The organism is Rhodococcus sp. NPDC127527, from assembly GCF_042672245.1.
Lineage (GTDB): Bacteria > Actinomycetota > Actinomycetes > Mycobacteriales > Mycobacteriaceae > Rhodococcus_G.
This window is the reverse complement of the sequence record NZ_JBHXVP010000004.1, coordinates 294,965-318,020: the sequence shown is the minus strand read 5'-3', so window position 1 is coordinate 318,020 and position 23,056 is coordinate 294,965. Positions and strand designations below refer to the sequence as shown.

20 protein-coding genes and 1 pseudogene are annotated in these 23,056 nt (G+C 70.6%); 7 read left to right on the top strand and 14 right to left on the bottom strand.

Annotation, left to right across the window (positions count from 1 at the left end):
* Position 1: 1 nt before the first annotated feature.
* From mnhG to ACFVH2_RS10090, 6 genes are read right to left on the bottom strand one after another with little or no spacing between them, the layout of a single operon-like run.
* On the bottom strand, positions 2–343 hold the full coding sequence (gene mnhG / locus ACFVH2_RS10115; protein ID WP_378422053.1) for a monovalent cation/H(+) antiporter subunit G: 342 nt from the start codon (positions 341–343) through the stop codon (positions 2–4).
* Positions 340–600: a monovalent cation/H+ antiporter complex subunit F gene (locus ACFVH2_RS10110; protein ID WP_378422051.1), complete on the bottom strand. Its 261-nt coding sequence runs from the start codon at positions 598–600 to the stop codon at positions 340–342. Before ACFVH2_RS10110 ends, mnhG begins: the two co-directional genes overlap by 4 nt.
* Entirely contained in the window at positions 597–1,184 is a 588-nt protein-coding gene (locus tag ACFVH2_RS10105) for a Na+/H+ antiporter subunit E (protein WP_378422049.1), read from the bottom strand. The genes ACFVH2_RS10110 and ACFVH2_RS10105 overlap by 4 nt, the downstream gene beginning before the upstream one ends.
* Positions 1,181–2,803: a Na+/H+ antiporter subunit D gene (locus tag ACFVH2_RS10100; RefSeq protein ID WP_378422048.1), complete on the bottom strand. Its 1,623-nt coding sequence runs from the start codon at positions 2,801–2,803 to the stop codon at positions 1,181–1,183. Before ACFVH2_RS10100 ends, ACFVH2_RS10105 begins: the two co-directional genes overlap by 4 nt.
* Positions 2,800–3,393 (bottom strand): Na(+)/H(+) antiporter subunit C, encoded by a 594-nt coding sequence (locus ACFVH2_RS10095; RefSeq protein WP_378422046.1) that lies wholly within the window; start codon positions 3,391–3,393, stop codon positions 2,800–2,802. The genes ACFVH2_RS10100 and ACFVH2_RS10095 overlap by 4 nt, the downstream gene beginning before the upstream one ends.
* A complete protein-coding gene (locus ACFVH2_RS10090) occupies positions 3,390–6,251 on the bottom strand; it encodes a Na+/H+ antiporter subunit A (RefSeq protein WP_378422044.1) in 2,862 nt (953 codons plus the stop codon). The genes ACFVH2_RS10095 and ACFVH2_RS10090 overlap by 4 nt, the downstream gene beginning before the upstream one ends.
* A gap of 233 nt (positions 6,252–6,484) precedes the next feature.
* Between ACFVH2_RS10090 and ACFVH2_RS10085 the strand changes: the two genes are divergently transcribed.
* The 4 genes and pseudogenes from ACFVH2_RS10085 (at position 6,485) to ACFVH2_RS10070 (ending at position 9,816) form a co-directional block, all read left to right on the top strand.
* The gene (locus tag ACFVH2_RS10085; protein ID WP_378422042.1) at positions 6,485–6,892 is read left to right on the top strand and encodes an NUDIX domain-containing protein; all 408 of its coding nucleotides are present in this window, start codon (positions 6,485–6,487) and stop codon (positions 6,890–6,892) included.
* A 112-nt stretch (positions 6,893–7,004) separates the two neighbouring features.
* Positions 7,005–7,420, top strand: a pseudogene (locus ACFVH2_RS10080) (alcohol dehydrogenase); the annotation flags it as partial.
* Between the two features lie 314 nt (positions 7,421–7,734).
* Positions 7,735–8,004, top strand: a complete 270-nt coding sequence (locus ACFVH2_RS10075) for a hypothetical protein (protein ID WP_378422041.1) — start codon at positions 7,735–7,737, stop codon at positions 8,002–8,004.
* A 195-nt stretch (positions 8,005–8,199) separates the two neighbouring features.
* Positions 8,200–9,816, top strand: coding sequence for a GMC oxidoreductase (locus ACFVH2_RS10070; RefSeq protein WP_378422039.1), 1,617 nt, complete (start codon positions 8,200–8,202; stop codon positions 9,814–9,816).
* A gap of 56 nt (positions 9,817–9,872) precedes the next feature.
* On the opposite strand, the gene ACFVH2_RS10065 is transcribed toward ACFVH2_RS10070, so the two are convergent.
* Positions 9,873–11,369 carry an MFS transporter gene (locus ACFVH2_RS10065; RefSeq protein ID WP_378422037.1) on the bottom strand — a complete coding sequence of 499 codons (1,497 nt, stop codon included), beginning with the start codon at positions 11,367–11,369 and terminating at the stop codon, positions 9,873–9,875.
* Between the two features lie 169 nt (positions 11,370–11,538).
* On the opposite strand from ACFVH2_RS10065, the gene ACFVH2_RS10060 reads away from it, so the two are divergent.
* Positions 11,539–12,204, top strand: a complete 666-nt coding sequence (locus ACFVH2_RS10060; protein WP_378422035.1) for a TetR/AcrR family transcriptional regulator — start codon at positions 11,539–11,541, stop codon at positions 12,202–12,204.
* Here ACFVH2_RS10060 and ACFVH2_RS10055 read toward each other — a convergent pair.
* Both ACFVH2_RS10055 and ACFVH2_RS10050 read right to left on the bottom strand, forming a co-directional pair.
* Positions 12,194–13,528, bottom strand: coding sequence for a hypothetical protein (locus ACFVH2_RS10055; protein WP_378422033.1), 1,335 nt, complete (start codon positions 13,526–13,528; stop codon positions 12,194–12,196). The two genes, ACFVH2_RS10060 and ACFVH2_RS10055, sit on opposite strands and share 11 nt — an antisense overlap.
* Positions 13,525–14,880, bottom strand: a complete 1,356-nt coding sequence (locus ACFVH2_RS10050; RefSeq protein ID WP_378422032.1) for a hypothetical protein — start codon at positions 14,878–14,880, stop codon at positions 13,525–13,527. The genes ACFVH2_RS10055 and ACFVH2_RS10050 overlap by 4 nt, the downstream gene beginning before the upstream one ends.
* A 97-nt stretch (positions 14,881–14,977) precedes the next feature.
* Between ACFVH2_RS10050 and ACFVH2_RS10045 the strand changes: the two genes are divergently transcribed.
* Entirely contained in the window at positions 14,978–15,730 is a 753-nt protein-coding gene (locus ACFVH2_RS10045; protein ID WP_378422030.1) for an isocitrate lyase/phosphoenolpyruvate mutase family protein, read from the top strand.
* A 61-nt stretch (positions 15,731–15,791) separates the two neighbouring features.
* On the opposite strand, the gene ACFVH2_RS10040 is transcribed toward ACFVH2_RS10045, so the two are convergent.
* The 3 genes from ACFVH2_RS10040 to ACFVH2_RS10030 form a co-directional block, all read right to left on the bottom strand.
* Positions 15,792–16,826, bottom strand: coding sequence for a DUF3089 domain-containing protein (locus ACFVH2_RS10040; protein ID WP_378422028.1), 1,035 nt, complete (start codon positions 16,824–16,826; stop codon positions 15,792–15,794).
* A 79-nt stretch (positions 16,827–16,905) separates the two neighbouring features.
* A complete protein-coding gene (locus ACFVH2_RS10035) occupies positions 16,906–19,086 on the bottom strand; it encodes an AAA family ATPase (RefSeq protein WP_378422026.1) in 2,181 nt (726 codons plus the stop codon).
* A gap of 10 nt (positions 19,087–19,096) precedes the next feature.
* Complete coding sequence (locus ACFVH2_RS10030) at positions 19,097–19,696, bottom strand: TetR/AcrR family transcriptional regulator (RefSeq protein ID WP_378422025.1); 600 nt, start codon at positions 19,694–19,696, stop codon at positions 19,097–19,099.
* Between the two features lie 294 nt (positions 19,697–19,990).
* Here ACFVH2_RS10030 and ACFVH2_RS10025 point away from each other — a divergent pair, with 294 nt between their 5' ends.
* Positions 19,991–21,355 (top strand): hypothetical protein, encoded by a 1,365-nt coding sequence (locus tag ACFVH2_RS10025; RefSeq protein ID WP_378422023.1) that lies wholly within the window; start codon positions 19,991–19,993, stop codon positions 21,353–21,355.
* A 93-nt stretch (positions 21,356–21,448) separates the two neighbouring features.
* On the opposite strand, the gene ACFVH2_RS10020 is transcribed toward ACFVH2_RS10025, so the two are convergent.
* Positions 21,449–22,291 carry a CDP-alcohol phosphatidyltransferase family protein gene (locus ACFVH2_RS10020; RefSeq protein ID WP_378422021.1) on the bottom strand — a complete coding sequence of 281 codons (843 nt, stop codon included), beginning with the start codon at positions 22,289–22,291 and terminating at the stop codon, positions 21,449–21,451.
* Between the two features lie 14 nt (positions 22,292–22,305).
* A complete protein-coding gene (locus ACFVH2_RS10015; protein ID WP_378422019.1) occupies positions 22,306–23,019 on the bottom strand; it encodes a phosphatidylserine decarboxylase in 714 nt (237 codons plus the stop codon).
* Between the last annotated feature and the right edge of the window lie 37 nt (positions 23,020–23,056).

Below are 23,056 nucleotides of genomic sequence, written 5' to 3'. Positions count from 1 at the left end.
GCTACTCGGACCGGTCCTGCCGCTCGAGGTCCCCGACGATCCCCAGCCCGTCCCGGCCGCGCTGCTCCCGGTACGCCACCCGGCCGACGGTGTGGGCGATGACCGGCGCGGTGAGCAGGGTGAACAGTCCGACCAGGATCAGCATCCAGATGTCGACGTTGCCGCGCAGCCGGATCACCGCGCCGATCAGCACCAGCACCAGGCCGATCACCTGCGGCTTGGTGGCGGCGTGCATGCGCGAGAGGGTGTCCGGGAAGCGGACGATGCCGATCGCTGCGGTCATGGCGAGCAGCGCGCCGAGCAGGATCGCCACGGCGGCGACCACGTCCAGCACCGCGCTCACTGGTCGTCACGCACCCGGAAGCGGGCCACCGACACCGAGCCGACGAAGCCGACGAGCGAGAGCGCGACGATCGCGGGCACCAGCGTGGTGTCCATGCTGAACGCGGCCCACACCGACAGCCCGCAGATCGCCACCGCGACCAGGGTGTCCATCGCCACGAGCCGGTCCAGCGTGGCGGGGCCGGCGAGCAGACGGTACGAGGTCAGCACCGCGGCGACGGAGAGCATCACCCCGGCGATCGCGAGCACGGTCGTCATGGCAGATCCTTTCGGTCCGGGGGCGGGGACGCGGACGGGTCGAAGGTGGGATTGTCCACGTGCCAGGGCGAGGGCTGCCACTCGTCGTCGCGCTCGAACGACGCGATGAACAGCCGCTCGAGCCGGCGCACCGTGCGGTAGAACTGGTCCACTGCCCTGTCGGTGCCGACGTCGAGGACGTGCACGTAGACCATTCGCTTGACCTGGTCTACCTCGAGCACCATGGTGCCGGGGATCAGGTTGAGCACGTCGACGCACAGGGTCAGCACCAGATCCGACTTGATCGCCAGCCGCACCCGCAGCACGCCGGTCACCGGCGGCGGGCCGGGCCGCACCGCCAGCCACGCGACCTGGGCGCTGGACTGGGCGGCGTACACGATGCACAACCCGACCAGCTTGACGATCGACCACGGGTGGATCCGCCCCTCGACCGGGACCCGCGGCAACGGCAGCAGGACCATGATCAGCGCCCCGACGACGAGACCGCCGAGGACGTTGGCGACGGAGATGTTGCCCCACAGCAGCACCCACACCACGGTCAGCCAGATCAGCACCCCGACGCGGACGACCCGTTCGCGGTTCACCGGCCACCTCCCGACGCGGTCGCGGTCTCGCCGTGCCCGGGACCGAGCACCGCGTCGATGTAGATCGAGCGGTCCTGCAGGTCCACCGCGGCCCGGTCGGTGATGTCGATGATCTGACCGGCGAACACGGTCAGGGCGATCCCGACCGCGACCAGCGCGATGGTGGGCACCAGCATCAGCGCGGGCATCCGGCCCACGTCGGCCCGGTCGTCGAACGCGATGTCCTCCTCGGACTCGTCGATCAGCGCGGACGGGCTCACGTCGGCCAGCTCGCCCTCGGGCGCGTCGGCGCGGGCCCGCCAGAACGCCTTGGTCCAGACCCTGGCCACCACGTACAGGGTCAGCAGGCTGGTCACCGTGCCACCGGCGACGAGCACCCACGACAGGGCGCTCGGGTGCGCGACGCCGGCCTGCAGCAGCGCGATCTTGCCGATGAACCCGGAGAACGGCGGGATGCCGCCGAGGTTCAGCGCGGGCACCAGGAACACGATGGCCAGGACCGGGCTGGCCGCGGCGAGTCCACCGAGCCGGCGCAGCGACGACGATCCGGCCTGCCGCTCGATCAGCCCGACGACCAGGAACAGCGTGGTCTGCACGAGGATGTGGTGGGCGACGTAGAAGATGGCGCCGGACAGTCCCTGCTGGGTGGACAGCGCGATGCCGAACACCATGTAGCCGATGTGGCTGACCAGGGTGAACGAGAGCAGTCGCTTGATGTCGCTCTGCGCGATGGCGCCGAGGATGCCGACGACCATGGTCAGCAGACCGCACACCATCAGGACGTTGTCGAGTTCGCCGCGCGGGAACAGCAGGGTGTGCGCCCGGATGATCGCGTAGACGCCGACCTTGGTGAGCAGGCCGGCGAAGACCGCGGTGACGGGTGCCGGGGCGGTCGGGTACGAGTCGGGCAGCCAGGTCGAGAGCGGGAACACCGCGGCCTTGATGCCGAAGGCGACGAGCAGGACCCCGAAGATGGCGGTCCGGGTACCGACGGGGATGCCGTCCAGACGCAGCGCCATCTGCGCCAGGTTCAGCGTCCCGGTCGCGCCGTAGGCGAACGCGATTCCGACCAGGAAGATCAGCGACGAGACCATCGACACCATCACGTACGAGACGCCGGCGCGCACCCGGTCGGCGCTGGCACCGAGGGTCAGCAGCACGAACGACGCGGCGAGCAGGACCTCGAACCCGACGTACAGGTTGAACAGGTCCCCGGCCAGGAAGGCGTTCGAGATGCCCGCGGTCAGCGCCAGATAGGTAGGCAGGAAGATCGACACCGGCTGGCGTTCGGTGCCGTCGTGGATGCCCTGCCCCACGGCGAAACCCATGACCGCCAGCAAGACGATGTAGGACACGACCAGCATCAGCGCCGAGAGCCGGTCCACGACCAGGGTGATGCCGATCGGGGAGTCCCAGCCGCCGACCTGCAGTGCCGAGATGCCGTCCCGGTCGGCGAGGTAGAGCAGCGCGCACGAGACGATCAGACCGAGCACCAGCGCGAGCATGGTCACCGTGCGCTGGAAGCGGGGCCTGCGCCCGCCGATCAGGGTGACGGCGGCGGCCAGCATCGGGATCAGCACGGGCAGCGGGGTGAGGGTGCTGACGTCGGGCAGCGTCATTGTCCGTCACCGCCCGGGGTCCGCACCGGCTCGCGCGGCTCGTCGCCGTCCGGGTCGAACTCGTCGAAGTCGCCTTCGCGCAGGTCCTCGTACACCTCGAGGTCCTCGAGGTTGGTGAGCTGTTCGAGGGGGATGGGGTTGCCCTTGTCGTCGAAGGCGTCACCGCCGAAGGTGGAATCGCCCGTGATCGGGTCGTCGGAGCGGTCGTGGTCCGGGGCCTCGGCGGGCGTGCGCCGGCGTAGCACCTTGGTGTCCTCGGGGTCGTTGTCGACGGCGTCCTTGGTGTTGATCTTGTAGGACCGGTACGCCAGCGCCAGCACGAAGGCCGCGATGCCCATGGTGATGACGATCGCGGTCAGGACCATCGCCTGGGCCAGCGGGTCGGCCATGGTGTCGTAGACGTCGTTGGAACGCCCGACGATCGGGGCGCTGCCAGGCGGGCCGCCGACCGCGAGGATCAGCAGGTTCACACCGTTGCCGAACAGCAGCAGGCCCAACAGCATCTTGGTGATGCTGCGTTCGAGCAGCAGGTACACCCCGCACGCGACGAGGACGCCGATCACGATGAGGAAGCCGAGGTTCGCGTTCATCGGGTCGTCACCTCCGCGCCGCCGGCGCTCGGGGCGGGCGCGGTCTCCACCTCCGCGTCGAGGCGCGCGCCGAGGCTGCGCAGCACGTCGAGGACGAGGCCGACCACGATCAGGTACACGCCGAGGTCGAAGAAGATCGCGGTCACCATCTTGATGTGCCCGAGCAGCGGCAGGGTGAGCTCGACGGTCGCCGAGGACAGTGCGGGTGCCCCGAGGAACAGCGACGTGAGCGCGGTGCCGGCCGAGAAGATCAGGCCTAGGCCCAGGATCTTGCCCGCGTCGATCGGGACCGCCTCGCCGAGCTCGTAGCGCCCACCCGCCAGGTACCGCAGCACCAGCGCCAGGCCCGCGGTCAGGCCGCCGGCGAACCCGCCGCCGGGGGCGTTGTGGCCGGAGAAGAAGAAGTACACCGACAGCACCATCATCGTCGGGAAGATCATCCGGGTGGTGACCTCGAGAACCAGCGACCGGTGCCGGGGATCGATCAGGTCGCCGCCGCGCAGCCACGTCGTCTCCGAGCTCGACGCGGCCTCCTCGGCCCCCGGCGCGTCGGACACCCGCGGCGCGCTGCCGAACCGGCGGGTCCGGAACACCAGCGAGGCGACGCCGGTCGCGGCGACGAGCAGCACCGAGATCTCGCCGAGGGTGTCCCAGGCGCGGATGTCGACCAGCAGCACGTTGACCACGTTCTTGCCGTTGCCGAGGTGGTAGGCGAGATCGGGCAGTTGCAGCGCGATCGGGTCGGTGTTGCGGGCGTTCATCGCGTAGGCGCCGATCACGGTGACGGTCAGCCCGACCGCGATGCCGAGCAGCGCGCGGGGCAGCCGGAACCCGACCGACTGCCGCTCGTCGATCTCGGCGGGCAGCTTGCGTAGCACCAGCACGAAGATCACCAGGGTCAGCGTCTCGACGAGGAACTGGGTCAGCGCCAGGTCGGGGGCGCCGTCGAGGGCGAAGATGACGCCGCAGCCGTAGCCCGTGACGCCGACCAGGATGACGGCGGCCAGCCGGTTGCGCATGACGGTCGCGGCCAGAGCGCCCGCGATCATGATCAGCCCGACCGCGAACTGGATCGGGGACTCCCACGGCCGCAGCGAGATGCCGGTGTCGGTGCCGAGGACCAGCAGGATCGTGGGCAGCAGGACGAGGGTCGCGAGAATGGTCGCCTGGGTCAGCGGCAGCGAACCGCGCTGGGTGGTGCCGGTCAAACGAATCGAGAGGGTGTCCATCGCGCGCAGCGTCGCGTCGTACATCCGGTCCGCGTTGCCGAGCGGGGACCGCTCGAAACGCAGCCGACTGATCCGGCGGTGGGCGAGGTACAGCGCGACACCGCCGACGATCACCACCACCGTCAGCCACAGCGCGAGGCCGAAGCCGTGCCACAGCGCGAGGTGGTAGTCGGCGTGGTCGCCAGCGGGCAGGGTCCGCGAGTACGGGGTGAGCAGCCGGTCCACGACCGGGGCGGCCAGCCCGGCGACGAGCCCGCCGGCCGAGAGCAGCGTCGGCACGAACAGGAACAGTGGGCCGGCCGGGTGCATCCCGGCCACCGCGGCGCTCGGGTTGCTCAGCGTCTTGCGGGCGAACGCGCCCCAGATCAGGCGGATGCTGTACGCGACGGTGAGGATCGAGCCCGCGACGATCGCCGCGAGCACCAGTACCCGGACCGGAGGTGCGAGCACGTCGGTGGTGGCGATCGCCTCGAGGGCACCCTCCTTGCCGACGAACCCGAGGAACGGCGGCAGGCCGGCCATGCTCGCGGCCGCGCCGACCGCGACGGCGCACAGGACCGGGGTGCGCTTGCCGAGGTGCGCGAGCTTGCGGAGGTCGCGGGTGCCGGTGGTGTGGTCGATGATGCCGACCACCATGAACAGTGCGGCCTTGAACATCGCGTGCGCGACCACCAGCGTCATACCCGCCAGCGCCGCGTCGCGACTGCCGGTGCCGACGAGGGTGATCAGGAAGCCGAGCTGACTGACGGTGCCGAACGCCAGGATCAGCTTCAGGTCGAACGCGCGCATCGCCCGCCAGCCGCCGAGCAGCATGGTGGCGAGGCCGAGGGTCATGACGGTGACCCGCCACGGCCCCGAGTCGGCGAACCCCGGGGCCAGCCGGGCGACCAGGTAGACCCCGGCCTTGACCATCGCGGCGGCGTGCAGGTAGGCGCTGACGGGGGTCGGTGCGGCCATCGCGCCGGGCAGCCAGAAGTGCATCGGGACGATCGCGGACTTGGACAGCGCGCCGATCAGCACCAGCACCACGGCGACGCCGGCCAGCCAGCCGCCGGGCGGGTCCGCGACCAGCTCGGAGATCCGGTAGCTGCCGCCGACCTGGCCCAGGATGATGAACCCGACGAGCATCGCCAGGCCGCCCGCGGTGGTCACCAGCAGCGCCTGCGTGGCCGCACGCCGGCTCGTCGCGCGTTCGGCGTAGTGGCCCACCAGCAGGAACGACAGGATCGTGGTCAGTTCCCAGAAGGTGTAGAGGATCAGCATGTTGTCGCTGGTCACCAGGCCGAACATGGCGCCCGCGAAGGCGACCATCTCCGCGGCGAAGATGCCGAGACGCGGTTCGTCGTCGGTGAAGTAGCGCGCGCAGTAGACGAGCACGAGGGAGCCGATCCCGAGGACCAACGCGGACATGATCGCGGCCAGGGCGTCGAAATGCATGTCGATGTCCATCGACAGCCCGGGCGCCCACTGGATGTGCAGCGACTGCTCGGTGCCCCAGTTCCGGATCACCCAGACCAGGGACGCCAGCGGCACCAGCGACAGGGGGAGGAAAGCGTTGCGTCCCATTGCTCGCACGACAAGCGGCGCCAAGACGGCAGCAATCGCGTGGGCGAACAAAATGGTGAGCAAAGGGCACTCCGTCGTGTCGTGTGCGTGTGGCGGCGGGGTGTCGATACGCCCGGGAGTATCCCCGGCGACCGGTTCCAGTTTAGGTGATGATCACCGTCACCACGTCGCCGCACCTGCCCCCCGCGGCCGGAACATCCGTTCGGTCTGATCGAGTGAACGGAAGCGTTCACTCGATCAGATCGAACGAACGGCACGTTCACTCATGCGTACTCGGGCGGCGGTAGCGTGGGCCCATGCCCGAGATCCGGACCGTCGCCCTCGCCCACATCCGGGACCGCCGCATGCTGCAGGCCCGCTCCGCCGGTAAGTCGGCCTTCTACATGGCCGGCGGCAAGATCGACCCGGGCGAAACTCCGGAAGAGGCCCTGCACAGGGAGATTCGTGAGGAACTCGACGCGGGCGTCGTCGAGGGCACGCTCAGCACGCTCGGCGTGTTCGAGGCCGAGGCCTTCGGGCACCCGGCCGGGACCCGGCTGCACATGACGTGTTTCCTCGCGGACCTGACCGACGAGCCGACCGCGACGAGCGAGATCGCCGAGCTCCGCTACTTCACCGTCGACGAGTACGCGGCAATGCCGGAGACCGCGCCCGGTTCACGGCTGGTGTTCGAGCGACTGCAGGCGCTCGGCCTGGTGGACTGACCCGTGATCTTCACCGCGGCGCACCCCCAGGGCATCAGGTCCGGCGCGTGACGCTCGCGTTCGGCGGTGGGACCGCGCGCGGGTGCGGGCGGGGTCGAGTCAGCGGACGGTGTTCGCGACGGTCGAGGAGGCCACCGCCGTCGTCGCCGAGGTGACGGCCTTGGCATGGCGAAGAAGGTGATCGTCACCGTCGGCGAGGTGCACGGCGAGGACGTCGACCTGTGGATGGGGATCACCGCCAAGGCCGGCACCTGCCTGCCGGCCGCGATGGGAAGCCTGGTCGACGACGAGGTCCCGCTGAACCTCGCGATGCTCGCCGTGCTTCAGAAGAACCTGCAGGGCAACATCTTCGGCGGCTCCAACCCCTACTACGACATCCCGCACCTGCTGTCGATGGACAAGGTGGGCAAGCTGAACCCCGACGTCATGGTCACCAACCAGTGCCGACTCGAGGAGATCCGCGACAGTTATCGAGACGTGCTGGAGGGGTGCAACATTCGCGGAATCATCCGGTACGCCGACGCGGACCGCGGAGACCCTCCCGGTCGCCTCCTCCGAGACGACCGAATGTCACATCCGTTCAGGCTGCCCAGGGTGAATGAAGGTGACATTCGGTCGAACGATGTGGTGGGTCAGGCGGGCTCGGCGATTTGGGTCCACGCGGTGCCGGGTACCGAGCTGTTCATTGTGTCTAACGAATTGCATAGTGCCGCAGCGTATATGGATTCGTGTATCGGAACGGCTTGTAGGCAGTAGGGTGACGCGCAGCGCATGCAGGATCGGCGAAAGTCGACGCTTGCGACGCGTCCCCATCTGATCACCTGCTGAACGGAGCTTGATACATGCGCGGTCCAACGATCGGTCGTATCGCATCCATGGTCGTCGCGTCGGCCGTGCTCGCCGTTGGCCTCGCGGCCGGATCTGGCGTTGCGGGCGCCACCCCCGCCGAATCCACCCTGACGGCCGGTTCCCTCGGCGTCACTTCCGTGGCCGGATCCACCCCGGCGGCCGGATCCAGCGACATCGCCAACGATCTCGTTTTGGCTATCTACCTCAAGCTCAATCCGAACAGCTGTCTCCACAATCCCGGCGGCCTCTGCTGGGGAATGTGAACCGTCCCATGAATGATGGTGTGCATCAAGCTCGGGACGGTTCGATGCCCTGACCGTCTGCTCGCCCGAGAGCCTGGAAGTCGGCTATCGGCTGAGCCCGCGGGGCAGGCGGGTGCCCGACACCGTCTTCGTGGACGGCGCGGGCGCCTGACGATTCCCCCTCCCGCCCGCGGCCGGGAGGACTAGATTCCGGAGATGGACTCGCCCCGCTTGTCCCGTCGTACCGTTCTGCGCGGTGCCGCGCTCGGCCTCGGCGCCGCGGCGTTCGGCCCACTCGCGACCCACACCGCGGCGGCGCAGGCCGCGCCGCCGGGAGGCAAGTCCGCGATAGTCGTCGGGAGCGGCTTCGGTGGCGCGGTGGCAGCCCTGCGGCTGGGCATGGCGGGCATCGAGACCACGGTCCTCGAGCGCGGCAGGCGCTGGCCGATCGATCCGGCGGGCAACACCTTCGCGACCCTGGACGCGCCGGACGGGCGGTCGGCCTGGTTCAGCGACCGGCCGTACATCAATCCGATCACGCAGTTCCAGCCGATTCCGCGGTACGCCGGGGTGGTCGACCAGGTCGGCGGCAACGGCATCAATGCGGTCTACGGCGCGGGCGTCGGCGGCGGGTCGCTGGTGTTCGGGGCGTACACCCCGCAGCCGCGCAGGCAGGATTTCGAGCAGATCTTCCCCCGGCAGATCGACTACGGCGAGCTCGACCGGGTGTACTACCCGCGCGCCCGGGCGATGCTGGGCACCTCGCCGCTGCCCGCCGACCTGTTGGCGAACCCGAAATACGTGGGCGCCCGGTCCTGGCTCGCCGACGTCGCGGACTTCGGCGGGACGCCCACCTTCCACGACTTCTGCATCGACTGGGATCTGGTGCGCGCCGAACTCGCCGGCACCCGGCGCCCGTCTGTGACGGTGGGTGAGGGTCCGTACGGAATCAACTCCGGCGCGAAGAACAGCGTCGACCACAACTACCTTCCGCGGGCCGAGGCCACCGGGAATGTGACCGTCCTGCCGCTGCACGAGGCTATCGAGATCCGGGAAATGCAGGGCGGCAACATGTTCGAGGTGACCGTCCGCCAGATCGACGAGTACGGCACCGTGCTCGGCACCAAGCGGCTGGTCGCCGACTACCTGTTCGTGGCGGCCGGGTCCTTCCACACCAGCGCACTGATGGTCACCGCGCGGGCGAAGGGCTGGCTGCCGCGCCTGAACGAGCACGTCGGCAAGGGCTTCGGCAACAACGGCGACTTCCTCATCTCGCGGACCCTCACCCACCGTCAGTACGGCACCAAGCAGGCCGGGCCGGGCGTGGCGCTGCTCTACGACGACGAGTTCCCGGACGGACCGATGTCGATGTCCTGGCAGGCGGCCCCGTTCCCCGACATCGCGGGCGGCAACACCAGCACCAACCTGATCCAGGCGATCACGCGTGATCGAGGCTCGATCGACTACAACGTCTCGACCGGACGGGCGGAGCTCAACTATCCGTTCGGCGAGGGCAGTGACCTGGACACGCGGGCCCGGCGGTTCGCCGGCCTCTTCCACGAGCGGGCGGACGTGGCACACGGGTTCCCCCTCAACGGAATTCCGGTGTACACGCGGCTGGCCGGATTCGGCAGCGCGTCGACCTACCACGGTCTCGGCGGAATGGTGATGGGGCAGGCCTGCGGCTACGAGGGTCGAGTCGCCGGGTACGACAACCTGTACGTCGTCGACGGCGCACTGATCCCGGGGTCGGTGGGCCTGGTGAACCCGTCGCTGACCATCACCGCTGTCGCCGAGCGGTGCCTGGACCACTTCTTGGCTGCGAACGGATGACGAACGGCGGCGGTCACGCAGTGCGTGACCGCCGCCGGACCGGTCGGTCCGTGAGATCAGTGCGCCATCGCGAGCTGTTGGCCCTCCGCGGGTGCGGGCAGCTTGCCGCCGGGCAGCAGGAAGGCCGAGATCACCGCTCCCGCAGTGAAGATCGCCGCCGCCCACCAGAACGTGGTGGTGTAGCTGTGCACCGCGGCGAGCGCCTGGGCCTGCGGGGTCGGGATGGTGCCGGACAGGTAGTTCGACGCGGCGGTCGCGGCCACCGTGCTGAGCAGCGCGGTGCCGATCGAGCCGCCCACCTGCTGCATGGTGTTCACGGTCGCCGAGGCCACGCCCGCGTCCTCGGGCCGCACGCCGGTGATCGCGCCCTGCATTCCGGGGGCGAACACCATGCCCATGCCGAGGCCGAGCAGCACCAGACCGGGCAGGATGTGCGGCGCGTAGGTGCTCTCGACGGTCAGCTGCGCGAGCACGCCCATGCCGATCGCGGCGACGACCAGGCCACCGGTCATCAGCAGCCGCGGCCCGACCTTCGGCAGCAGCACCGCCGTGGAGGTGGTCGCCGAGGTGACCATGCCCGCGACCATCGGCAGGAACGCGAGGCCGGTGACGATGGGGCTGTACTGCAGCACGGTCTGCATGTAGAAGGTCAGGAACAGGAACACCGCGAACATGCCGGAGCCGGTGATGAACATCGCCAGGTAGGCGCCGCCGCGGGTGCGGTCGAGGACGATCCGCAGCGGAAGCAGCGGGTGCGCGACGCGGGTCTCGATGACGACGAACACCGCCAGCAGGACCGCGCCGGCCACCAGCCAGGCGACGGTGGCCCCGTTGGACCAGCCGTGCGACTCGGCGTGCGAGAAGCCGTAGACGATGCTGAACAGTGCCGCCGACACCGAGATCGTGCCCGGGATGTCGAGCTTGGGCCGGTGCTCGGCCTTGTGCGGGGACATCATGGTCAGGGCGCCGACCAGCGCGACGGCCGCGAAGATCAGGTTGACGTAGAGGCTCCAGCGCCAGGACGTCCATTCGGTGAGCATGCCACCGAGCAGCAGCCCGACCGCGCCGCCTGCGCCCGCGACCGCGCCGAAGATGCCGAACGCCTTGGCGCGCTCGTCGGGCTTGGTGAAGGTGGTCGCCAGCAGGGACAGGGCGGCGGGGGCGAGCAGGGCGGCGAAGACGCCCTGGCCGGCGCGCGCGGCGACGAGCATCGGGAAGTTCACCGCGGCGCCGCCGACCGCGGACATCGCAGCGAATCCGATCAGGCCGATCACGAAAGTGTTTCTGCGGCCGAACAAGTCGGACAGGCGCCCGCCGAGCAGTAGCAGGCTGCCGAAGGCGAGCGCGTAGGCGGTGACAACCCACTGGCGGTCGCCGTCGGAGAACTGGAGTGACTTCTGCGCGGCGGGCAGCGCGATGTTCACGATGGTCGCGTCGAGCACGACCATCAGCTGGGCCAGGGCGATGACCGCCATGACGAACCAGCGCAGGCGGTGTTCCCTTTCGGTCGAGCCCGGGGCCGCCTCCGGGCGGTCGAGTGTGGTGGTGGTCATGAGCTACAGCCCCTTCGACGTGGGTCGGTGTCTGTGCACGGGATGCGATGGAAGCGGAGGAGTAAGCTCCACTTAGGTCACCGTACGCCTAAGTGGAGGAGATGTCTCCACTTAATTTCTCGATCGGTGCGGTTTGTCCGGGTATGTCGCAATTTCGTGGGATGGCAGAATGAATATCGTGAGCACCGTCACAGGAGCGCGCCGGCTGCGCGCCGACGCCGAGCGCAATCGGCGCAAGATCCTCGACGCCGCGGCCGACCTGTTCGCCACGCGCGGCATCGACATCACCCTCGACGACGTCGCGCGGCACGCGAAGGTCGGCGTGGGCACCGTCTACCGCCGGTTCACCTGCAAGCAGGAACTGGTGGACGGGGTGTTCCAGCAGCACATGGACGACATCGCCGACGCCGCGACGGCGGCCCTGCAGTGCGAGGACCCGTGGCACGGCCTCGTCGACTTCATCGCCCTGACCTGTGAGCAGATGGCGCTCAACCGCGGCATGGGCGACGTGTTCTTCAGCGACGACGAGGGTCGTGCACAGATCGCCTGCGCCCGCGAGCGGGTGACGCCCCTCGTCGAGGCACTGATCGCGAGGGCGCAGGAGGCGGGCGCGCTGCGCCCCGACATCACTGTCAACGACCTGTTCACCGTCAGCCGGATGGTCGAGTCCGTCATCGACTTCGCCCGACCGGTCGCGCCCGAGGCCTGGCGGCGCTACCTGGGGTTGGTGCTCGACGGGATGCGGGCGGAGGGGGCCGAGCGGACGCCGCTGACCGCACCGTCGCTGACCGACGAACAGGTCGAGCAGGCGAAGGCCTCCTGCGTCAGGAGGTAGGGTTCGCGGGCCGCCGGCCCAGTCGGACCGCCGCGACGACGGCGGCACCGGCGACGAGCGCCGCGGCCAGGCTGAGCGCCTTCGGATCGGCAGGCGGTGCCGACAGCAGGCCGCGCGGCAGCTCGGTGAACACCGACGAGGCGCCGAACCAGTCGGATTCGGCCGACTGACCGGCCACCGTCAGCGCCGACGGGACGAACAGCACCGACAGACCCGCCACGGCGGCGCCCCCGCGGACCGGGACGCACGACCCGAGCGCATACCCGGCGATCGGGGCCAGCGCGAGCCACCGCACCGCGTCCCGCATGCCGTCGTCGAAGTCGGGCAGCAGGCCGAATGTGTTGATCGCCGCCAGGAGTGCCAGTCCGACAACGAATTTCGGGAATCTGACGCCCACCGTCACCCCGGCCGCGAGCGACGCCGCGATGATGACGATGCCGAGAGCATTGGTGTCGGTACCGCCGAGCAGGGGCGCCGCGGTCGCGACCACCGCGGTGGTGGTCAGCACCAGTCGGCCGTCGCGGCCGTCGAGCGCGAACGCCGCCGCGCCGACGGCGAGGGCGAACACCGCCAGCAGGGGAGCGGCGAGCGCCCAGTTGTCCGGTGCCACACCGATCGCCGCATTCGTCGCCAGGGCCGTCACCACGACCACCACCGTGGCGGCCACACCGCGGGTGGACGGTTCGGCCACTTCCCCGCGGCCGATCGTCGCGGCAGCGATCGCGCAGGCCAGCGCCGGGAGCAGCAGCCACCACGGCGGCGCGGTGACGATTGCGTCCGCGTCGGTGAGCGGGGCGTACCCGGTCCAGCCGAAGTTCACCCGCCCGCCGGTGCCCCATCCCCAGCCGCGGTCGAGACCGAATGCGACGGAAGGCGCCAGCAGGAAGGCCGCGAACGCACCGCCGGCCAGTGCCGCCGACGCGGCCCGTCCCGACCGGATGCCGAGGCGTCGCCCGAGCACCGCCGCCACGCCACCCAGGGCCAACCCGGCACCGATCCCGCTCAGGTAGTTCGCCGCGATCGACCATTCGATCTGTCGCACATGCTCGTTCGTCAGACCCGCCGCCGCGACCAGGACCAGGCCGAGCGTCGCGGTCACCCACGCCGACCTTGCCCCGGCGCCGCGGCGCGCGAGCGATCCGGCGACGGCGGCCGCGAGTACCATCCCGATCGCCGCGGCGATCGACCGACTCGTCGCCACGGCCTGCAGCTGCCCGTCGGACGAGACGAACCCGAAACTCGACGCCAGCGGGGCGAGCAGGGCCCACCCGGCCGTGGCGCCGACGAGCAGGGCGCCGAGAAACCCGAGCACCCGACCGGTCATCGCGGGGCCCGCAGGCCGCGCACGCCGAAGGCGCAGAACGCGACCGCGATCGCCAGCGCGATGCCCGCGCTGCGGTAGTCGAAGCCGGGGTAGTCGAACCCGTAGGCGGTCCAGCCGGTTTCGGGGACCTTTGCCGCGGCGGTGAGGGTCGGGACGCCGGGCGGCGGCGCGTAGGCCCCGCTGTGGACGACGGTGCTGGTCACCACGGTCGCCGCGGAGTAGAACACCATGGAGACGAACGGGATCGCGAACCCGGCCGCCGCGACCGCCGCGACGCCCGGCAGCGTCGACCCGACCGCCAGGCCGGCTCCGACGCCGAGCACCGCCAGCCGCACCAGCAGCCACGGGCCGTCGTGCCCGAAGTCCGGCCAGACGGCGGCGAGCAGCGGGACCAGCGCTGCGATGCCGAGTCCGGCCACCGGTGTCCGCCACCGCACCGTCAGCCGCAGCCCGACCGCCACCGCGACCACCGCCACCAGGATCGCCGCCCAGGGTTCGACCTCGCGGAACGGGTAGCGCAGGTCCACCAGCACCGGCGTCGCGGCCGCCGCGATCCCGGTGGCCGCCAACAGGAAGGCGCCGCCACCGGATTCGCGCTCGACCAGTCGCGCGCACACCTCGGTGGCCACCAGCACCACCACCATCGCGACCCCGATGACGACCCAGATCTGTAGCCGGGAGTCGTTGCCGCGCTCGTTGATCCAGGACAGTTGCAGCCGGTTCACGAGCGCCAGCGCGACGACGGTGAGCAGGGCGCCGCGGGCCTCTCGCGCGCTCACCCGCGGAATCCGGGCCCCGGCATCGGCGGTGACCGCGCTCGCGATTGCCAGCGCCAGGGCTGGTCCGAGCAGCCACCAGGACGCCTCCCCGACGGGGGAGGTGGTGTACGTCAACGTCGCCATCCCCGCCGCCTGGGCGGAGAGGAACGCGGCGACCGTGCCGAGGGTGGTCGCCCACTGCCCGGCCCGACCGGCCCACGACGTCGCCACGACGGATCCGAGCAGCACCCCCGCGGCCGTGGTCTTGAGGTAGTGCATGGCGGTGAGCGCGTCGAGGTCGCTGACCCCCGGGACCGTCAGTCGCGCACCGACCAGGACCAGGGTGGCCACCGCCGCCGCCGTCCAGCCGACGCGCCGGGAACCGCTGCGCTGCAGGAGAATGCAGGCGACGACGGCGATAACCGCGCCGACCGCGACACCGGTCGGCTGGGCGCGGAGCCAGCTGTCGACCTGGCGGTCGGACGCGTTGACCGCCCAGTGTCCGCCGGGTGGGACGGTGAGCACGAAGGCGGCCAGGGCCGCGCCGAGCGCGGCCGCGAGCGAGGCGACGGTGGTCCGGGAGTCGACGGGCATTTGTCGACGCTAACGGAGTTGCCGTGATTCGAAGGATGAGTCGAGGTGCGTCGGCGTGCCACGATGTACGCGACACTCCACGAGGCGAGGAACCACCATGGCATCGATCACCGAGAAGGCAACCACCCTGCTGGCCCTGCACCAGCCCGGCAATCCCGTGATCCTCCCGACCGTGTGGGACGCATGGTCGGCGAATCTGGCCGCGGAGGCCGGTTTCACGGCGTTGACCGTCGGCAGTCACCCGGTCGCGGACTCGGTGGGCAAGCCCGACAACGAGGGCATGACGTTCGCTGAGTTGACTACCCGCGTCGCGCAGATCACCGCCGCGGTGGACCTACCGATCTCCGTCGACATCGAGTCGGGCTACGGGCTCGACCCGCAGCGGCTGATCGACGGGCTGGTCGAGGTCGGTGCGGTGGGGCTCAACATCGAGGACACCGTGCACAGCGAGGGCGGTCGCCTGCGCGAGGCGCAGGAGCACGCGGATTTCGTCGGCGGTCTGCGGCGCGCCGCGGACGCGGTGGGCGTGCACGTGGTGATCAACGCGCGCACCGACCTGTTCATCAAGCAGGTCGGGGACGAGGCGGACCGCGTGCAGCGGGCCATCGCGCGGCTGACACTGGCCGCGGAGGCGGGCGCCGACGTGCTGTACCCGGTCGGGTTCCACAGCGACGAGGTGTACCGGCAGCTGACGTCGGCGCTGCCGCTGCCGGTCAACGCGATTGCCGACCCGGTGCGCGGCGAGAAGACCGACTTCGCGGCCCTCGGCGTCGGCCGGGTGAGCTTCGGACCGCTGCTGCAGGCCGCCCTGGCCGTCCGCGCGAACGAGCTCCTCGCCCGCTGGCAGTGATGCGCTTCGCGCAGTGGTGCGCTTTCGGAGTCCCGGTACTCCCTAAGCGCACCACTGCGCGTCAGCGCAGGTAGGTCGCGGTCTGCGCACCGACGAGGTCGACCAGGTCCCGCTGGGCGATGTTCACGTCGAGCAGGTGCAGGCCCCAGTTCGCGTTCGGGAGCGCGGGCAGCAGGGCGGCACCGGGCCCGTCCACCATGAGCACGTGCGGCCCGTCGCCGCTGGTGCACCGGGCACGGAACCGGTCGACCTCGCGGCCGGCGACGATCCCGTGGATCGGGGCGTCCGCGTTCTCGTGCAGTGATCCCGGATTCGTGCACAGCACCTCGTAGTCCGGCCCGTACGGCAGGTCCGCGCGGGTGCCGGAGGCGCCCGGCGACTGCGGCACCAGCCCGAAGCGGGTGTCCGGCGGCGGCGTCGTCGAGTAGGACGAGTACGCGACGACGCAGCCGGTCTGCGCGGCTGCGGTGCACGCGGGCACCGAGGCGAAGTCGCCGCCGGCCGACTGGCCCTTGCGGACCAGTACGTTGCCGCCGAGCAGGAGCGCCGAGACCAGCTGCGACTGGGTGGCTTTCCCGTCGATGCGGTTGTGGATCAGCATCCGCAGCATCCGGCTGCCCTGCGAGTGGCCGATCAGCACCACCCCGCGGCCGTCGTTGTGGTGCGCGAGGTAGTCGTCCCAGGCGTGTTCGACGTCGTCGTAGGCGAGATCGAGTGCCGCGCTGCGTTCCGAGTCCGTCCCCGTGAACAGCTCCCGCAGGGTGCTCTGCCGGTACACCGGCGCCCACACGTTGCAGTTCGCGCCGAACGGCTCGGCCTGCGCACGCGCGACCGCGCGCAGCTCGGGCGAGGCGTCGAGGTTCGCGTTCGCGGTCTGCTGCAGCGACGCGGTGGGGTAGACGTAGAAGCAGTCGATCGGTGCGCCGGACCGGCCGCCACACGGGTCGCCCGCCTGACCGGGCCGGCACAGCCAGGTCGTGGCCGTCTCGGGCCCCGGGGCGGCCGACACGGGCGGCGCCGCGACGGAGACGATCGCTGCGACGAGCGCGGTCAGTGCGGCCCCGACGGCGGTCCGGGCAATTCCGGAGATCGGCATACCTGTCGAGGTTAGTAGGCGCTGACGCGCAGTGGTGCGGTTACGGAGTCCGGGCACTCCGGAAGCGCACCACTGCGCGTCAGCGCATGTCCGCGTAAGCCTGTAGGTGGGCGACCTGCTCGGGATCGAGCGACGGCCGGACCGACTCGCGCGCGGCCGCGACGTCGGCGGCCGTGACGTCGGCGGCGTCGACGCTGCGACGCATCGCGGCCAGCGCGGCCTCCCGCAGCAGCGCCGAGCAGTCGGCGGCGGAGTACCCGTCCAGCTCCTCGGCCAGCGCGTCGAGGTCCACGTCGTCGGCCAGCGGCACCGACCGACCCGAGGTCCGCAGGATCTCCCTGCGCGCCTGGGCGTCCGGCGGCGGCACGAAGACCAGTCGCTCGAGCCTGCCGGGGCGCAGCAGTGCGGGGTCGATCAGGTCGGGGCGGTTGGTGGCGCCGAGCACCACCACGTCACGGAGCGGTTCCACGCCGTCGAGTTCGGTGAGCAACGCGGCGACCACCCGGTCGGTGACGCCGGAGTCGGTGCTCTGCCCGCGCCTGGGCGCCAGCGCGTCCACCTCGTCGAGGAAGATCATCGACGGGGCGGAATCGCGGGCCCGCTGGAACAGTTCGCGGACCGCCTTCTCCGAGGCGCCGACCCACTTGTCCATCAGTTCGGCGCCCTTGACCGCGTGCACACTCAACTGCCCGGAACTGGCCAGCGCGCGCACGAGATAGGTCTTGCCGCAGCCGGGCGGGCCGTACAGCAGCACCCCGCGCGGCGGGTCCACCCCAAGGCGCGCAAACGAATCCGGATGCTGCAGCGGCCACAGCACCGCCTCGGTGAGGGCCTGCTTGGTCTCGATCATGTCGCCGACGTCGTCGAGGGTGACGCTGCCGACCGTCAGTTCCTCGGTACCCGAACGCGACAGCGGCCGGATCACCTCCAGCGCTCCGGTCAGGTCCGACTGCACGAGTCGCGGCGCGTCCCCGCTGCTGCTGGCCCGCGACGCCGCCCGCAGGGCCGCCTCCCGAACCAGCGCCGCGAGGTCGGCGGCGACGAATCCGGGTGCCCGCGAGGCCACCTCGCCGAGGTCGAGGTCGGCGGTCGGGACCTTGCGAAGCAACAGTTCCAGGATCGCGCGCCGGGTCGCGCCGTCCGGCAGCGCGACCATGAGTTCGCGGTCGCACAGGTCCTGGCCACGGACCCGGCTGTCGAGGGAGTCGGGATGCGCGGTGGTCGCGACGAAGGCGACACCGGGGGTGTCCACCGCGCGGCGCAACTCGTCGAGGATCAGCGTCGACACCGGTTCGGCCTCGGACGGCAGCAGCGCGTCCACATCGGTGATCAGCAAGACGCCGCGTTCGCGCGTGACGCGCGCGACGGCGTCGGACACCCGCTGCAGCCGGGTGGCGGAGTCCAGCGCGCCGACCCCGGGACCGTCCAGCTCGACGACCGTGCGCCCGGCGAGGACCGCGCGGGCCAGCGTCGCCTTGCCGGCTCCGGCGGGGCCGGTGATCAGCACGCCGAGGTGCGGCGAGGCGCCCAGGGTGTGCAGCAGTTCGGGCTCGTCGAGCGCGAGCTTGAGCCACTCGGTGAGCTTGGCTGTCTGGACCCCGACTCCGACCAGGTCCTGCACTGGCAGCGGCGCGGGGTGGGCGGCGGTCGACGCGGCCCGGGCGGGTTCGGGCGCCTGCGCGGGTACGGTTGCGATTGCGGGCGCCGTGCCCCACCCGATCGCCGAATTGGGTTGCACGCTCACGGGTCCGGCGGGGTCGACCGCCGTGACGGTGAGCAGTTCGGAGGTCCAGGCCACACCGAAGGTGCGCGAGAGCGATTGCGTGGCGCCGGCGGTGCTGGTGCCGGGGCCGAGGTCGCGGGGCAACAGGGAGACGGTGTCACCGACGGTCAGCACCTTGCCGAGCAGCGCCTGCCGCAGGGTGGTCTCGGAGATCGACCCGGTCGCGAGCGCCGACCCGGTCAGCGTCGCGGTCCTCGCTCCGTACACGGTCACCGGCGAGACGACCACGCGCGCATCCTCTTTGAGCCCGGCGTTGGACAGCGTGACGTCATCGAACAGTGCAGTGCCGGTGGGTGTGCCCGCGGGTGCGACGGCGACGACCGCGGCGGTGCGACGACCGCCGATCACCGCGATGCCGTCCCATTCGCGCAGCCCCAACGCGGCCAGGGCCTCGGGGTGCAGGCGCACGACGCCGCGGCGGGCGTCGGCGGCGGAGGTGTTCAACCGGGCGGTGAGCGCAAGTTCCGGGGAGGTCACGAGGAACAGCCTAGTGATGGCCGCCTTCGGTCAGGTCCGGAGCGAACTGGGGGAGCGTGACAATCGTCGCCAGCAGTTCGGACATCCGGGATTCGAGCGCGTCGCGGTCGGCGGCGTTCGCCTCGGCGAAGGTGAGGATCCCGTCGCTGAAGAGCGACCAGCCCGCGATGGCGGCCAGGGCTGCCATGAGCCGAACATCGGCCGTGCGGGAATCGGGGGCGATGCCGCGGACGGCCCGCATTCCATCGGCCTGGTTGCCGAGCAGTAGATCGGTCCGGCCTTCGAGTAGCAGCCATGCCGCTATGCGGACGTACTCGGGGTCTGACCGTCCGATGGCGAACAGGCTTCTCACCGCGTCCGGTAGGGACCCGACGTTCTCGATGGTGCTGGTGGAGACCTCGGTGTCGCGGGCGAGGACGGCGGTGAGAATGTCCTCCTTGTTGCCGAGGTACTTGTGGATCAGGCCAGGGTTCACCCCCGCCGCCGCCGCGATCTCGCGAACGGTAACGGACGTGCCCTTGGCGGCGAAGCCCGACCGGGCGGCGCGCAGGACCGCACGGCGGACCTCGTCCCTGCCCCATGCCTTCGGGGCCGATTCTGGTGTGTTCACCCCTTGACATTAGACGCTTGTCTACGGTCCAATCAACCACCAACCGGGACTGACTCGAGGTTCTCGGTTGGCAGCGGAAGTCCCTCGCCGAACAGTCTTTTCGGCTCACCGGTGCCGGCGCCGCGACTTCGCTGCGTGCCCGTATTTCCCGTGCCCGCACCTTCCGTTCCCAATCGCAACGGAAGGTACGGGCGAAAACTGGAGAGGTCTGCGAAACAAACCATGAATGGAAACAACGGAGGGTACCCACCGCGCCGACGACGTTCGACGCTGAGAACGGGCGTCGCACTGGCGGTGATCACCGCATCGACCCTGGTCGCCGGTGCCTGGAGCAGCGCGGACGTGCTGGGAGATGTCGGCGGGCTGGGAAGTGTGGGCGAGCTCGGGCAGGCGAACGGCGGCGTTCTCGCGACCGACGGCCAGCGCGCATTGGAGGCACGTGCTCGGCAGATTCTCGAAACCGACGTGATGCAGCAACAAATCCGTCAGGTGCAGGCGCTGTACGGGGGAGACCTGCAGGGCGTCAAGCCTGCAGGCAAGGCTACCGTCGACCGCGCGGCGAACGCGATCGGTGCGGCGGCCGCTCTCTATGCGGTGGATGACGATCCGGATCGCCCGGTCCTGTTGTGGGAGACCACCATGCCGCACGAATTCGCCGGCCTGAGCATGCCTCGTTCCGGCTACGGCATCGACAACCCCGACAACGTCTACCGGGACGCCACGGTAGCGGGAAACTCGAAGTACGAGATCCGGGGGCGCATAACGAATCCCGGCCCCACCGACCTGAACTTCGAGATGCGTGACGCCATTCCCGGCACCACCGCGCTGACGGCCGAGGGTGGCGTTCAGCTCGCGAACCTCACCGGCGATGCGATCACGTCAGCCCCCGACGGGTCGTTCGTCATCACGATCGACGCGGAGCCGGCGAATGGCCGTCCCAACCACATGCAGATTCCCGCGGACGGAACCTCGTTGCTGGTCGTGCGGGATCTGCTGAACGACTGGTCCCGTGAGCATCCGGTGCAACTCGAGATCACCCGCGTCGGTGGTCCGCCCGCCGCACCCGAGAAGCCGATCGATCAGCAGGCGACCGAAGCCGCGGAGATTCTGGCCAAGATCGCGCCGTTCTGGGTCAAGTACTTCAATCAGTACTACTACAACGCGACGCCGCCGAACGTCGTGCGACCGGTCCGTCAACGCGCCGGTGCCAGGGGCCTGTCTACCGGTGGCTGGTTCTCGCTGGCCGACGACGAGGCGCTCGTGATCACGGTCGACCCGATCGGGGCCGGGTCACTGGGCATCCAGCTGTCGGATCCGTGGGGTGTGGCCTACGAGTATCGCGACCGAACCAGCAGCCTGAACACCACCCAGGCGACGCCCAACCCGGACGGGACCTACACCTACGTCGTGTCGCGGCGGGACCCCGGCGTCCACAACTGGCTCGACCCGGAGGGCCACGAGGCCGGCATGCTCGCGATCCGCTGGCAGCACCTGTCCGGCACGCCCGCCGTCGACCGCGCGTTGCGGGCGGCGACGGTGGTCAAGCTCGATGGGCTGAAGCGGAGCCGGCAAGCGGGGACGGCGTACGTGAACCCCGCCGAGCGACTGATCCAGCAGCAGCTGCGGTCGGCTGCCTACGACCGTCGCCTGACGGGATAGCCCGATATGGCGTGGTGGGGTGTGCCGGCCCGAGCGTTCGCGCCGCTCGTGCCCGGATTGCGCCCCACCACCCGCGCAGGTCGCCTCGGTCAGCTAGCGGGGACGGCGCAGTCCGAGCCGGGCGGAGGAGAGCCGACCGCCGGCCGGGGCACGCCGAATCGCGCGCCGCTCCGCGGGTTTGGCGTCCCAGACCTCGGGCCTGGCGGCCACCCACCGCTGGGACCGGACCGCGAACGGAATGTGCGCGAGGTACGCGCCGACGAGGACGATCAGCAGCACGTACGGGTACGTGATCAACGCAGCCGCGGCCAGTGCGACACCCACGAGCAGCAGGGCTGCCATCCGCTTGGGCACCGAGAACGTCTTCATCGCCAGCGTCGGGATCCGGCTGACGATCAGCGCCGCCGACAGCACGGTCCACACCGCGACCACCCAGAACGACGACCACCAGCCGTCGCCCCACTGCTCGTAGGCGGCGATCGGCGTCAGCGCGATCAGGGCGCCGGCGGGCGCGGGCACCCCGACGAAGAACTCACTGGTGTAGGCCGGTGCGGTGTCGTCGTCGAGGAGGGTGTTGAACCGCGCCAGCCGCAACACGATGCTGACCGCGAAGACCAGCGCGATGATCCAGCCGGCGCTGCCCTCGTCGAGCAGGGTCACGTACAGCACCAGCGCGGGGGCCACGCCGAACGAGATCGCGTCGGACAGCGAGTCCAGTTCGGCGCCGATCTTGGTGGTCGCGTCGAGCAGGCGCGCGATCCGGCCGTCCAGCGAGTCGAGCACCGCGGCGGCGCCGATCATGGCCAGCGCGACGCCGAGCTGACCTTCGAGCGCGAACTTCACCGACGACAGGCCCGCGCACAGCGCGAGGATGGTGATCGTGCTGGGCAGCAGGAGCAGGCCGCTGGTGGCGACGCGCCGGGAAGTACTGGGCACGACGTCGCGCGGGTTCACGGAAGCTGTGCGAGGACGGTCTCGGCGCCGACGGCACGCTGTCCTCGTTCCACCATCAGTGTGGTACCGGCCGGGAAGTAGGTGTCGACGCGTGAACCGAACCGGATCAGGCCGTACGTGTCGCCGATCGGCAGCGTGTCGCCGACCTTGGCGTCGCACACGATGCGGCGGGCGAGCAGCCCCGCGATCTGCACGACCGCGATCTCGTGCCCGGACTCGGTGCGCAGCAGCATGGAGTTGCGCTCGTTGGCGTCGCTGGCCTCGGGCAGGTCGGCGGAGAGGAACTTGCCGGACTTGTGCACGACCTGCAGGACCTCGCCCGCGACGGGGGAGCGCTGCACGTGCACGTCGAGCACGGACAGGAAGATGCTCACCCGCGGGACGGGGGCCTCGCCCATGTTCAGCTCGGCGGGCGGGACCGCGTTGTCCACGAGCGCGACCTCGCCGTCGGCGGGGGAGACCACGACGTTCGGGCGGTTCGGCGGAACCCGGTGCGGGTGCCGGAAGAATGCGGCGCTGGCACCCGCCGCGGCGAGTCCGGTGCGGCGAATCCACGGATGCTTGCGGCCGAGGACGGCGGCGACCAGCGGGGTGAGTACGAACGGCAGCCCGGCCGGATGCAGCGGCGGAATCGTGGTCCGGACCAGGTCGGCGATGTGCGCGAGGCCGGTCGGTTGCGGGGTGCCAAGCGGGGTGGGGCGGCGGGCCACGAGCTCCTCTTACTGTCGGTGACGGTAGGGCGCCGGC

Coding starts and splice junctions, on each gene's coding strand:
- ACFVH2_RS10110 (WP_378422051.1), bottom strand. CDS start 600: ATGACGACCGTGCTCGCGATCGCCGGGGTGATGCTCTCCGTCGCCGCG.
- ACFVH2_RS10100 (WP_378422048.1), bottom strand. CDS start 2,803: ATGACGCTGCCCGACGTCAGCACCCTCACCCCGCTGCCCGTGCTGATC.
- ACFVH2_RS10095 (WP_378422046.1), bottom strand. CDS start 3,393: ATGAACGCGAACCTCGGCTTCCTCATCGTGATCGGCGTCCTCGTCGCG.
- ACFVH2_RS10085 (WP_378422042.1), top strand. CDS start 6,485: ATGCCCGAGATCCGGACCGTCGCCCTCGCCCACATCCGGGACCGCCGC.
- ACFVH2_RS10075 (WP_378422041.1), top strand. CDS start 7,735: ATGCGCGGTCCAACGATCGGTCGTATCGCATCCATGGTCGTCGCGTCG.
- ACFVH2_RS10070 (WP_378422039.1), top strand. CDS start 8,200: ATGGACTCGCCCCGCTTGTCCCGTCGTACCGTTCTGCGCGGTGCCGCG.
- ACFVH2_RS10065 (WP_378422037.1), bottom strand. CDS start 11,369: ATGACCACCACCACACTCGACCGCCCGGAGGCGGCCCCGGGCTCGACC.
- ACFVH2_RS10060 (WP_378422035.1), top strand. CDS start 11,539: ATGAATATCGTGAGCACCGTCACAGGAGCGCGCCGGCTGCGCGCCGAC.
- ACFVH2_RS10055 (WP_378422033.1), bottom strand. CDS start 13,528: ATGACCGGTCGGGTGCTCGGGTTTCTCGGCGCCCTGCTCGTCGGCGCC.
- ACFVH2_RS10050 (WP_378422032.1), bottom strand. CDS start 14,880: ATGCCCGTCGACTCCCGGACCACCGTCGCCTCGCTCGCGGCCGCGCTC.
- ACFVH2_RS10045 (WP_378422030.1), top strand. CDS start 14,978: ATGGCATCGATCACCGAGAAGGCAACCACCCTGCTGGCCCTGCACCAG.
- ACFVH2_RS10040 (WP_378422028.1), bottom strand. CDS start 16,826: ATGCCGATCTCCGGAATTGCCCGGACCGCCGTCGGGGCCGCACTGACC.